The following is an 11,984-nucleotide window of genomic DNA, read 5'->3' as shown; positions in this document are numbered from 1 at the left end:
GATGGGCATCGCGCTGATCGCGCTTTATCAGCCCCCGCCTGCAACGACCGCCAGCGCGGTCGGCTCTAGCCGGCTCGATCCCCTGGCGCTGCTGGCGGTGATCGTCGCGGGCATGATCTGGGGTCTCTATAATGTCGGCTTCGCGATGATCTTCTCGTTCGGTCCGTCGCTGCTGGCCGAGCGCGGCTGGAGCATTGCGGCGGCGGGATCGGCGATCAGCCTCGTGATGTGGCTGTCGGTGATCTCGGTGCCGGCGGGCGGCTATCTGGCCGATCGGTTCAAACGGCCGCTGGTGCTGGCGAGCGCGGCCAGCCTCATGGTGGCCGGACTGCTGGCCTGGCTGACCCGGTCCGACGCCGTGATCATGATCCTCATCCTGGTCGGCCTGATCGGCGGCCATCCGGCCGGCCCGATCATGAGCCTGGCCGCCCGCGTGCTCGCGCCGGAGACAAGGGCGATCGGGATGGGCGTGTTCTACACACTCTTCTATGCCGCGATGATGCTGGGCCCGGCGGGGGCGGGCCGGCTCGCCAAATCGGCCGGGAGTGCCGCGGTCGCGCTCGACGTCGGCGCACTGACGGTGCTGGCCTGCCCGCCCTTGATGTGGCTTTTCGAGCGCATCGTGTCTGTCCGCTGCCGCATCCAATCCTAACGTGGCATTAACCCTATGCACCTTAGGGTCGTCCCGGACTCCGCCCGGGCGGGGGGTCGGGTGTTGAAAATGGCGTTGGCGAACAAAAAATTTCTTCCGGCCGCCGAGGAGCGTCGGCGTTTCCAGCGGGTGAAAGTGCACCTGCTCGGCCGTTACATGCTGCCCGATCGCCGCGAATTCCCCTGCCAGGTGATCAACATGTCGCCGGGCGGGCTGGCACTGCTGGCCCCCGGCATCGGCAATGTCGGCGACCGCGTGGTCGCCTATCTCGATCATATCGGCCGGGTCGAGGGCAAGATCACCCGCATCATCGACAACGGCTTCGCCATGACGATCGGTGCCACGCCCAGGAAGCGTGACAAGCTCGCGGCCCAGCTGACCTGGCTCGCCAACCGCGACATCCTCAACCTGCCCGAGGATCGCCGCCACGACCGTATCGTGCCGCGCAACCCGATCGCCGTGCTGACCCTCGAGGACGGCACCAAGATGACCTGCCGCATCATCGATCTCTCGCTGTCGGGCGCCGCGATCGCCGCGGAGAACCGGCCGCCGCTGAAATCGACGGTTTTGCTCGGCCGGGTCCAGGGCCGCGTGGTCCGAAACCTCGAAGACGGCTTCGCCCTGGAATTCGTCCACGCGCAGCCGATCGAGACACTCGAAGAGAGCGTTACCGCGCGGTAAAGCGCGACGACGCCAAAACCGCTGCATTTCCAGCCTCGAAGGCGGCCTCCGCGATGCGGACGCCGCCTTTTTCATGCGTGGTGAGAGGCCCCACGCGGGTTAACGCGCGGCCCGTTTGCGCATGGAAACGGCGCTGCGCCAGCATTTCCGCGTTAATCGATAAAATTTGAATCAATTGCAGTTGTTTCAAATTTTATGAGAATTCGATTCAAGTATAGATCGAATTCGCCGCGCCTTTTACTTGTATTCGTCTCGACTTGACTTGGTTGACTTAGCGGCAACTCAAAAGCTCCATGCGAAATGTGGTCCCAACAAGAAACGGGGGCCGCAATGTTTGACTTCAGGGGACAGGGGAAGCGGCTGGCGCTGGCCGCCATGCTCTTCGGGATCAGCGCGACAGCGCAGGCCGGCGAAAGCCGTCTGCTCTACGCGAGCCTCGGCGACACCACGCGTGCGCCGATCGGCTGGGTCGAGTTCTGTGCGGACAATACCGCCCAGTGCCAGGGCGCACCGACGCAGGCCCGCGACATCGTGATGTCGCAGGCCGCATGGCGCGACCTCGTCAAGGTCAATCGCTGGGTCAACGAGACCGTCAAGCCTTTGACCGACCAGGAGCACTGGGGCGTGATCGAGAAATGGTCGCTGCCGACCGACGGCTACGGCGATTGTGAAGACTACGTGCTGTTGAAGCGCAAGATGCTGATCGATGCCGGATGGCCGCGCGAGGCCCTGCTCATCACCGTCGTGCGCGACAAGAAGGGCGAAGGACACGCGGTGCTGACGGTGAAGACCGACAAGGGCGAGTTCGTTCTCGACAATCAGAACGAGAACGTCGTTGCCTGGACCGAGACCGGCTACCGCTTCGTCAAGCGCCAGTCGCAGAGCGATCCCAACATCTGGGTCTCGCTCGGCGATACCAGACCGGCGGTCTCCACCGCCAGCGCAAGAGATTAGGAACGAGACAAGGAGTTACGCGACCCGGTCACATCCCCACCCCTCCCCGTCCCAGACCGGTTCGCGCGCGCCCAGCCATCCCCCAATGGCTGGGCGCAACTTTTTTGAGGGGTCGTATCTCGAAGGCGGTGCAGCGCGCGCTTTAATCTGCAAGGCTTTCAGGCAAGATCGACCCTGGCTCGCTGTCCTTGCCCGGATCAAGCATCTTTGTGAGATCCGATACAGCGTCGCCGACCACAAGCCGCGTAGCTCGCACGGATATCGGAGGAGAACCGAACATCCTCGAATAGGCGCGCGAGAATGCGGCAGCGCTGCCAAAACCCACACGACGAGCCACCGCCTTCACCTGCCCGCCTCGCATCAGCTCCCGTTGCCCCAGCATCAGGCGCCAAACGTTGAGATAGGCCGCGGGCGTCGTGCCGAGGATCCTGGGAAAGACCTCCATGAATCGGCTGCGCGACATGCCGCTGATTTCGGCGAGTTGCTCGACAGTCCAGGATCGCGCCGGCTCATCATGCATCGCCACGATCGCCCGGTGCAGAGCGGGATGCGACAGGCCGGCAAGAAGACCCGGCTTCGTCGTACCCGCATCGATCGCCTCCCGCAGCACGAGCAGCACGATCAACTCGCAGAGCCGGTTCAGCGCGACGCGCTGGCCGCAGCGATTGCCGTACCCTTCGGTCACGAAGATACTGACCAAGGCCTGCAAGGTCGGGCGGCCCTCGAGATCGATCTCCACCGTTTCAGGCAGGGCATTCATCAACGGGTTCGCCGCACCGCCAAAATCGACCATTGCGGCGACGAGCAAGTCGGGCTCGGACCGGTTGTCGGCCATGGCGTAGAGGACCACTCGCTCGGCCACGCCAGCCTGGCCGGTCACGACAAGATTGGCCGCCGCGCCCACCGTGCCTGGCGAGACCATTGCGACCGACAGGTCAAAAGCTTCGAGGAAGGCGGCCAGGCGATCGCGCTTGGGTCTTTCAGGACTTTCGATCATGTAAACCGGATATTTCATATCCGGCAGTGTGACAAAGAGAGCTGGTTCTCGCAACCGGCCGGAAATGGCCAACTAGCCCAACTGGAGTCCTCATGCTCACTCCCCGACAAAAGGCGCCGGATCTGTCGGTCGAAACGCTCGGCCGCGGCCGCTTCGATCTTGCCGAGGAAGCGCCACAGCGGTTCACGCTGATCTGCTTCTACCGCGGCCTGCATTGCCCGATCTGCGCCAACTACCTCAAGGAGCTGGAACGCCATACGCCGGCCTTCGCCGCGCGCGGCGTCACGACGATCGCGATCAGCTCCGACAACGAGGAGCGCGCGCGGTCGATGGCCGAGAAGGTTGGCGCCTCGGAGCTGCGTTTCGGCTATGGACTTAGCCTTGCCAAAGCGCGCGAATGGGGCCTCTACATTTCCGCCTCGCGCGGCATGACGTCGATTGGCATTGAGGAGCCTGCGCTGTTCTCCGAGCCCGGCGTCTTCCTGATCCGCCCCGACAAGACCATCTATTATCTCTCGGTTCAGTCGATGCCGTTCGTGCGGCCGAACTTCGGTGAGATGGTTCAGACGCTCGACTTCGTCATCAAGAACGACTATCCGGCGCGGGGTGAATTCACCGGCGCGGTTTGAGAGTGAGGGCCGAATTTCGGGAGCGGGGCCCCAGCCTCGCCTCACTCCGCGGCTTCGAGATCGGCCGGCTTCTCGATGCCGCCGAGTGGCGCGACCGCCGGGCCATTGAGCGCGGTGCCGTCGGGTGCGAACTGCGACCCATGACAGGGACAACCCCAACACTGCTCCAGCGAATTCCAGTGCACGACGCAGCCGAGATGGGTGCAGCTGGCCGAGTGCAGATGCAGGCGTCCATTGCGGTCCCGGCAAGCCGCGATCTTCTTCAGGCCGCTGCGGACAAGCCGCTCCTCGCCGGGCCGCAGCCGTTCGACGCACGCGATCGCGCTCGCCGCAAGATACTCCGCAAAATTCTTCAGCGGCGTGATGTTCTCGCTGATGAACTCGCCGATGTTCTTCTGAATCTTTCGCGACGGGGCGTAGATCTCTTCCCACGGGCTCGCGCCCGTCGCAGTTGCGCGCCGGGATCACAGGGACATAGATCCGGGCCGAGGAGGCCAGCCCCGGAACCAGCAGCAGCGGGGTGGTCTGGTCCATTATTGCCTCGCAAGCCCCCAGAATTGCCGGAAATTGTGCGGCCGAGCTTAAGTGCCGGAGACGGGCTGTCAAATATGCAAAAACGCATGTGAATCGGGCCTCTCCCGCTTTGACGGCGGCGCTCGCGGGGACTATGAAACGCGCTCATGACACAACATGACAACGATCCCGCTTGGCCGGACCACAAACCGACCGCGCTCCTCGTGCTTGCCGACGGCACGGTGCTCGAAGGCTTTGGTCTCGGCGCCGAAGGCCACGCCGTCGGTGAGGTCTGCTTCAACACCGCAATGACCGGCTATGAGGAGATCCTCACCGATCCCTCCTATGCCGGCCAGCTCATCACCTTCACCTTCCCGCATATCGGCAATGTCGGTACCAACGAGGAAGACATCGAGACGGTGAACATGGCGGCAACGCCGGGTGCGCGCGGCGTGATCCTGCGCACCGCCATCACCGATCCCTCGAACTATCGCGCCACCAAGCATCTCGATCAGTGGCTGAAGGCGCGCGGCATCATCGGCCTCTCCGGCATCGACACCCGCGCCCTGACCGCGCTGATCCGCAGCAAGGGCATGCCCAATGCCGTGATCGCGCATTCCAAGACCGGCGAGTTCGACCTGCACGGCCTGAAGGAAGAAGCGCGCGAATGGCCGGGCCTCGAGGGCATGGACCTCGTGCCGATGGTCACCTCGGGCCAGCGCTTCACCTGGGACGAGACGCCCTGGCTGTGGGACAAGGGCTTTGGCCGTCAGGACAAGCCGGAATTCAACGTCGTCGCCATCGACTATGGCATCAAGCGCAACATTTTGCGCCTGCTCGCCGGCGTCGGCTGCAAGGTGACGGTGGTGCCGGCGACGACCTCGTCCGACGACATTTTGGCGATGAAGCCGGACGGCGTGTTCCTGTCGAACGGTCCGGGCGATCCGGCGGCGACCGGAAAATATGCCGTGCCCGTGATCCGGGACGTGATCAAGTCGGGCACGCCGACCTTCGGCATCTGTCTCGGCCACCAGATGCTTGGCCTTGCCGTCGGCGCCAAGACCAAGAAGATGCATCAGGGCCATCACGGCGCCAATCATCCCGTCAAGGACGAGACCACCGGCAAGGTCGAGATCACCTCGATGAATCACGGCTTTGCGGTGGACGAGACGACGCTGCCGAAGGGCGCGACGCAGACCCACATCTCGCTGTTCGACGGCTCCAATTGCGGTATCCAGCTCGACGGCAAGCCGGTGTTCTCGGTGCAGTACCACCCCGAGGCTTCACCTGGCCCGCGCGACTCGCACTATCTGTTCCAGCGCTTCGCTGATCTAATGCGGCAGAAGAAGAGCGCGTAAGACGCGCTTGCTTGCAACCACTTCCACGACAAAAGCCCGGGCTCGCCCCGGGCTTTTGCGTCATTCCGGGGCGCGCGCCGCGCGAGCCCGGAATCCCTGGGGCACCGGACTCTGCTGCACAATGGATTCCGGGCTCGACGCTACGCGTCGCCCCGGCATGACGATGGAGCGAGGAACGCCGCCTCACGCCCCTCGTTGATCCCTGCTACATTCGCGCAGGAGCCCCACCATGTCGGTCGTCCGCGACAAGGCCGAGCCGCTCGCCATCGTGTTCGAGGACGACGGCCTTACGCCAAACAACATCCTTCCGTTCCTGGTCTACCAGGGCGCGGTGAAGCTCGATCCGAAGCGGCCGGAAGAGACGATCGAAGACTTGTTCGAAGCGAACGGCTGGGGCGGCACGTGGCGCAACGGCGTGTTCGACTATCTGCATTATCACGCGACGGTGCATGAGGTGCTCGGTGTCGCGCGCGGGAGTGCACGGGTTCGCTTCGGCGGCGATCACGGCCAGGAGCTCCAGATCAAGGCCGGCGACGTCGCGATCCTGCCCGCCGGCACCGGGCATCAATGCATCCAGGCGAGCGACGATTTCTGCGTGATCGGCGCCTATCCGCCGGGCGCGAAGATGGAGATCACAAGGGCGACGCCGGACAACCATGCCAAGGCGCTGAAGACGATTCCGCAAGTGGCGCTGCCGCCAGCCGATCCGGTGACGGGGAAGGATGGCGCGATGATGAGGCTGTGGCGGTAGCCAAGAGGACGGTGCCGTAGGGTGGGCAAAGCGGAGCGTGCCCACGCATTTTTGCGATCGAGAGTGATGGTGGGCACGGAGCGCGAAGAGCGCGCCTTTGCCCACCCTACGACATCCGGGCTACGCCTCGTTGCCGCCTTCCTGGCGGGTGGCTTCGAACAGGAACCAGGTGCGGCGCTCGGTTTCGTCGATGAAATTTTCCAGGATGCTGGCGCTGGCGACATCGCCGGCGTCGTCGCAAACGTCGTGTGCTTTGCGCATCGCAGCGGCGACGTGCTTGTTGTCCTGCATCAGCTCGCGCAGCATCTCGCGGGGCGGGACGTAGTCCTCGTTGTTGTCCTTGATGGTCTGGAGCTTTGCGACCTGGCCGATCGACTTCAGCGTGGTGCCGCCGATCTTGCGGACGCGCTCGGCAAGCTGATCGGTGGTGGCGAAGATCTGGTCCGACTGTTCGTCGAGCAGCAGATGGTAGTCCCGGAAGTGACGCCCGCTGATGTGCCAGTGGAAATTCTTGGTCTTCAGATACAGCGCGAAGGCGTCGGCCAAAAGCACGTTGAGCGCCTCCGAGACCTTCTTGACCCCGTCGGGAGACAGATCGGTGGGGGTATCGAGATCGGGGGAGACCTTGTTGTTGGTTTTGCTCACGGGAGACCTTCCTGTTAGGACGCGGACATTGACGGCGCGCCGTCGCACCCCTAACGCAAGGCGGACAGCGCTGGTTCCTTTCGCGGAACCGTTTGGCCGGGACCCTCGAATACCATGGACGATTGGATCGATTATTACGACTCCACGCATACGATCTATGTCAGCAAGCTGCATCGCGACTTGCACTTCCAGATCATCGCGCGGGACATCGTCGGCTACATCTCCTCGCCGGACGCTACGGTGCTGGACTATGCCTGCGGCGAGGCGCTGTCGGCGAGCCAGGTGGCCGCTAGTTGCGGCAAGCTGATCCTTGCCGAGCCTGCGCCCGGCGTGCGCGGCCGGCTGATCGCGCGGTTTGCTCCGAACACCAGGATCCGCGTCCGCTCGCTCGACGACGTCCGCAACATGCAGGACCAGTCGATCGACCTCGTGGTGATGAACTCGGTCGCGCAATACATGGCGCCGGACGAGCTCGATGCCGCGCTCCTCAACATCCACCGCATCCTGAAGCCCTCCGGCAAGCTGGTGCTGGGAGACATCCTCCAGCCCAATGTCGGCATGTTCAGGGACGTCATGGCGCTGCTCGGCTTCGGCCTGCGCCACGGCTTCCTGAAGGACGCGCTGATCGGGCTGATCAGCACCGCGCTGTCGGATTACCGTCACCTGCGCACGCGCATCGGACTGCAGCGCTACAGCGAGGACGAGATCACCGCCAAGCTGAGGGCGGCCGGGTTCGCGGTCCAGCGCGCTCACACCAATATCGGCCACAATCGCTGGCGCATGACCTTCGTCGCGCGGCCGCCTCTGGTTCGTTAAGCATAACAATTAGCCGTTGTAGCTTGCCGCACTGCAATCGGTCATGATCGCCTCGGCCCGGTGGCGGAAGCGTCTACGCGAGGGCGGTGCAACGCTCTACATCCTGGTTCAAATCCAGGCCGGGTCTCCACGCTTCGCCCCTTCGGGGCTACGCGTGGCGCGGCCACGCCCCCCGAGCAGCCCACCCTCCCCTAACCGGTCAAAATTGCCGGTTGATGGGCGTTTTTCGGGGTTTCGCCGCCCCAAAAACTGGTCTAAGACCCACCCGCGCGCGAGGGAGACCACCGCGCTCTCGGCCAAAGGGACGCGCAGCAGCGCGCCCTTTTTTTGTGCCCAAATTCCAGTCCGGCGAGAGTTGATGCCCAAACGTACAGACATCACCACCATCCTGATCATCGGCGCCGGTCCCATCGTGATCGGCCAGGCCTGCGAGTTCGACTATTCGGGCACCCAGGCGGTGAAGACGCTGAAGGAAGAGGGCTACCGCATCGTCCTCGTCAATTCCAACCCGGCCACCATCATGACCGACCCGGAATTGGCCGATGCGACCTATATCGAGCCGATCACGCCCGAGATCGTCGCGAAAATCATCGAGAAGGAACGTCACGTCATCCCCGGCGGCTTCGCGCTGCTGCCGACCATGGGCGGCCAGACCGCGCTGAACTGCGCGCTGTCGCTGCGCCGCCAGGGCACGCTGGAAAAGTTCGACGTTGAGATGATCGGCGCGACCGCCGATGCCATCGACAAGGCCGAGGACCGCCAGCTCTTCCGCGAGGCCATGACGAAGATCGGGCTCGAGACGCCGAGGTCGCGGCTCGCCAACGCCTCCGCCCTAAAGAAGTCTTTCCGCGACAAACACCAGGCCGAACGCGAGAAGCTGTCGGGCGCCGCCCTCGAAGAGCACGATCGGCAATGGACGCTGGGCGAAGGTGACCGCCGCAAGCGCTACCAGGAATACGCCTTCGGCCAGGCCATGATGGCGCTGTCCGAGATCGGCCTGCCCGCGATCATCCGCCCCTCCTTTACGATGGGCGGTACCGGCGGCGGCATTGCCTACAACAAGGAAGAATTCCTCGACATCATCGAGCGCGGCCTCGACGCATCTCCCACCAACGAAGTGCTGATTGAAGAATCCGTGCTCGGCTGGAAAGAGTACGAGATGGAGGTGGTGCGCGACAAGAAAGACAATTGCATCATCGTCTGCTCGATCGAGAACCTCGATCCGATGGGCGTGCACACCGGCGATTCCATCACGGTGGCGCCGGCGCTGACGCTGACCGACAAAGAATACCAGATCATGCGCGACGCCTCGCTGGCGGTGCTGCGCGAGATCGGCGTCGAGACCGGCGGCTCCAACGTGCAGTTCGGCGTCAATCCCGAGGACGGCCGCATGGTCGTGATCGAGATGAATCCGCGCGTGTCGCGCTCCTCCGCGCTGGCCTCGAAGGCGACAGGCTTTCCGATCGCCAAGGTCGCCGCCAAGCTCGCGGTCGGCTACACGCTCGACGAGATCGCCAACGACATCACCGGCGGCGCCACGCCGGCCTCGTTCGAGCCGACGATCGACTACGTCGTCACCAAGGTGCCGCGCTTCGCCTTCGAGAAGTTCCCGGGCGCCTCGACCACGCTGACCACGTCGATGAAGTCGGTCGGCGAAGTCATGGCGATCGGCCGCACCTTCCAGGAAAGCCTGCAGAAGGCGTTGCGCGGACTCGAGACCGGATTGACCGGCCTCGACGAGATCGAGATCGAGGGTCTCGGCCGCGACGACGACAAGAACGCAATCCGGGCCGCGCTCGGCACGCCGACGCCGAACCGGCTGCTCCAGGTCGCCCAGGCCATGCGGCTCGGCTGGTCGAACGAGGAGATCTTCAACTCCTGCAAGATCGACCCGTGGTTCCTCGGCGAGATGCGCGGCATCGTCGACATGGAGGAGAAGGTCCGGAAGAACGGCCTGCCCGGCAACGCCTTCGGCATGCGCACGCTGAAGGCCATGGGCTTCTCCGACGCGCGTCTCGCAGTGCTCGCCGAGACGACGGAGGCCGAGGTGACCGCGAAGCGCCACGCGCTCGGCGTTCGCCCGGTCTACAAGCGGATCGACACCTGCGCGGCCGAGTTCGCCTCGCCCACCGCCTATATGTACTCGACCTATGAGGCGCCGTTTGCGGGCGCGCCCGCGGACGAGAGCACGCCGTCCGACAAGAAGAAGGTCATCATTCTCGGCGGCGGCCCCAACCGCATCGGCCAGGGCATCGAGTTCGACTATTGCTGCTGTCACGCCTGCTTCGCGCTGCACGACGCCGGCTACGAATCCATCATGGTCAATTGCAACCCGGAGACGGTGTCGACCGACTACGACACCGCCGACCGGCTCTATTTCGAGCCGCTCACCGCCGAAGACGTGCTGGAGATCATCGCCAAGGAACGCAGCAAGGGCACGCTGCACGGCGTGATCGTGCAGTTCGGCGGCCAGACCCCGCTCAAGCTCGCGCGCGCCCTGGAAGCCGCCGAAGTGCCGATCCTCGGCACCTCGCCTGATGCCATCGACCTTGCCGAGGATCGTGACCGCTTCAAGCGGGTGCTCGACAAGCTCCGCCTCAAGCAGCCGAAGAACGGCATCGCCTATTCGGTCGAACAGGCGCGCCTGGTCGCAACCGATCTCGGCCTGCCGCTGGTGGTGCGCCCCTCCTACGTGCTCGGCGGCCGCGCGATGCAGATCATCCGCGAGGAGAACCAGCTCAGCGATTACCTGCTCGGCACGCTGCCGGAGCTGGTGCCGGCCGACGTCAAGGCGCGCTATCCGAACGACAAGACCGGGCAGATCAACACCGTGCTCGGCAAGAACCCGCTGCTGTTCGACCGTTATCTGTCTGATGCCACCGAGATCGACGTCGACTGCCTCTGCGACGGCAAGGACACGTTCATCGTCGGCATCATGGAGCATATCGAGGAAGCCGGCATCCATTCCGGCGACAGCGCCTGCTCGCTGCCGCCGCACTCGCTCGATGGGAAGATGATCGAGGAGCTGGAGCGGCAGACCCGCGAGCTCGCGCTCGGCCTCGACGTGGTCGGCCTGATGAACGTGCAATACGCCATCAAGGACGGCGAGATCTACGTGCTCGAGGTCAATCCGCGCGCCTCGCGCACCGTGCCCTTCGTCGCCAAGGTGGTCGGCACGCCGGTCGCTAAGATCGCCGCGCGCGTCATGGCCGGCGAGAAGCTCGCCGATTTCAAGCTGAAGAAGGCGCAGCTCAAGCATGTCGGCGTCAAGGAATCGGTGTTTCCGTTCGCGCGCTTCCCCGGCGTCGACACGGTGCTCGGCCCCGAGATGCGCTCGACCGGCGAGGTCATGGGCATCGACCGCTCGTTTGCGGTGGCGTTCGCCAAGAGCCAGCTCGGCGGCGGCACGCGAGTACCGCGCAAGGGCACGGTGTTCGTCTCCGTGCGTGAAAGCGACAAGACGCGTATCGCCGAAGCGGTTCGCGAATTGCATTCACTCGGATTCAAGGTGCTGGCGACCTCGGGCACCCAGCGCTTCCTGACCGATCAGGGCATCCCGACCGAGAAGGTGAACAAGGTGCTGGAGGGCCGGCCGCACATCGTCGACGCCATCACCAATGGCGACGTCCAGCTCGTCTTCAACACCACCGAAGGCCCGCAGGCGCTGGCCGACAGCCGTTCGCTGCGGCGCGCGGCCCTCTTGCATAAAGTGCCGTATTACACCACTCTTTCCGGGGCCGTGGCGGCCGCGCAGGGCATCCGCGCCTATTTGGGCGGGGACCTTGAGGTTCGTACCCTGCAGAGCTACTTTTCGGAAACCTGATCGCTAGCGGCAGCGACGCTTCCGCTAAGTGATTGGCAATGAAGCCACAATGGCCGGAGGAACTGATCCGGCCAGGTGGTGGTTCTGTTCCGGCGCCAGACCCACAAACTCCCGGTGGGCGCGTGTTCAGGCCCGGGAATACCGACGAATCAAGGTTGCCGCGCC

Annotated in this window: 11 protein-coding genes, 1 tRNA gene and 1 pseudogene; 9 read left to right on the top strand and 4 right to left on the bottom strand. The window is 64.3% G+C overall.

From position 1 onward, the window contains the following. Both MOV75_RS04315 and MOV75_RS04310 read left to right on the top strand, forming a co-directional pair. Positions 1–652 (top strand): MFS transporter (locus tag MOV75_RS04315; protein ID WP_247004969.1); only part of this gene is annotated, 652 nt, incomplete at its 5' end. A gap of 69 nt (positions 653–721) precedes the next feature. Beyond that, positions 722–1,333, top strand: a complete 612-nt coding sequence (locus MOV75_RS04310) for a PilZ domain-containing protein (RefSeq protein WP_008140941.1) — start codon at positions 722–724, stop codon at positions 1,331–1,333. Here the strand turns inward: MOV75_RS04310 and MOV75_RS04305 are convergent. Then, on the bottom strand, positions 1,320–1,523 hold the full coding sequence (locus MOV75_RS04305) for a hypothetical protein (RefSeq protein ID WP_246930951.1): 204 nt from the start codon (positions 1,521–1,523) through the stop codon (positions 1,320–1,322). The two genes, MOV75_RS04310 and MOV75_RS04305, sit on opposite strands and share 14 nt — an antisense overlap. A gap of 140 nt (positions 1,524–1,663) precedes the next feature. On the opposite strand from MOV75_RS04305, the gene MOV75_RS04300 reads away from it, so the two are divergent. Then, positions 1,664–2,287 (top strand): transglutaminase-like cysteine peptidase, encoded by a 624-nt coding sequence (locus tag MOV75_RS04300; RefSeq protein ID WP_246930953.1) that lies wholly within the window; start codon positions 1,664–1,666, stop codon positions 2,285–2,287. A 142-nt stretch (positions 2,288–2,429) separates the two neighbouring features. Here MOV75_RS04300 and MOV75_RS04295 read toward each other — a convergent pair whose 3' ends face one another. Next, on the bottom strand, positions 2,430–3,356 hold the full coding sequence (locus tag MOV75_RS04295; protein WP_246930955.1) for an AraC family transcriptional regulator: 927 nt from the start codon (positions 3,354–3,356) through the stop codon (positions 2,430–2,432). Positions 3,357–3,376: 20 nt separating this feature from the next. Here MOV75_RS04295 and MOV75_RS04290 point away from each other — a divergent pair, with 20 nt between their 5' ends. Next, a complete protein-coding gene (locus MOV75_RS04290; RefSeq protein WP_246930957.1) occupies positions 3,377–3,913 on the top strand; it encodes a peroxiredoxin-like family protein in 537 nt (178 codons plus the stop codon). A 41-nt stretch (positions 3,914–3,954) separates the two neighbouring features. Here the strand turns inward: MOV75_RS04290 and MOV75_RS04285 are convergent. Continuing rightward, a pseudogene (locus MOV75_RS04285) lies at positions 3,955–4,335 on the bottom strand (Rieske 2Fe-2S domain-containing protein); the annotation flags it as partial. Positions 4,336–4,593: 258 nt separating this feature from the next. On the opposite strand from MOV75_RS04285, the gene carA reads away from it, so the two are divergent. Both carA and MOV75_RS04275 read left to right on the top strand, forming a co-directional pair. Further along, on the top strand, positions 4,594–5,784 hold the full coding sequence (gene carA / locus MOV75_RS04280; RefSeq protein ID WP_246918762.1) for a glutamine-hydrolyzing carbamoyl-phosphate synthase small subunit: 1,191 nt from the start codon (positions 4,594–4,596) through the stop codon (positions 5,782–5,784). Positions 5,785–6,013: 229 nt separating this feature from the next. Next, a complete protein-coding gene (locus MOV75_RS04275) occupies positions 6,014–6,535 on the top strand; it encodes a cupin domain-containing protein (protein WP_246918760.1) in 522 nt (173 codons plus the stop codon). Between the two features lie 120 nt (positions 6,536–6,655). Here the strand turns inward: MOV75_RS04275 and MOV75_RS04270 are convergent, their stop codons facing one another. After that, positions 6,656–7,180, bottom strand: a complete 525-nt coding sequence (locus MOV75_RS04270; RefSeq protein WP_246918758.1) for a Dps family protein — start codon at positions 7,178–7,180, stop codon at positions 6,656–6,658. A 114-nt stretch (positions 7,181–7,294) separates the two neighbouring features. On the opposite strand from MOV75_RS04270, the gene MOV75_RS04265 reads away from it, so the two are divergent. The 3 genes from MOV75_RS04265 to carB all read left to right on the top strand — a co-directional run bounded on the left by MOV75_RS04265 (position 7,295) and on the right by carB (position 11,819). Further along, on the top strand, positions 7,295–7,996 hold the full coding sequence (locus tag MOV75_RS04265) for a class I SAM-dependent methyltransferase (protein ID WP_246918756.1): 702 nt from the start codon (positions 7,295–7,297) through the stop codon (positions 7,994–7,996). A 54-nt stretch (positions 7,997–8,050) separates the two neighbouring features. Further along, positions 8,051–8,126: transfer RNA gene (locus MOV75_RS04260), tRNA-OTHER, on the top strand. A 228-nt stretch (positions 8,127–8,354) separates the two neighbouring features. Continuing rightward, entirely contained in the window at positions 8,355–11,819 is a 3,465-nt protein-coding gene (carB, locus tag MOV75_RS04255; protein ID WP_246918754.1) for a carbamoyl-phosphate synthase large subunit, read from the top strand. Positions 11,820–11,984: the final 165 nt, after the last annotated feature.

The organism is Bradyrhizobium sp. PRIMUS42, from assembly GCF_023006515.1.
Classification (GTDB): Bacteria; Pseudomonadota; Alphaproteobacteria; order Rhizobiales; family Xanthobacteraceae; genus Bradyrhizobium.
The sequence above is the reverse complement of the archived record's forward strand: the minus strand, read 5'-3'. Positions and strand labels throughout refer to the sequence as shown.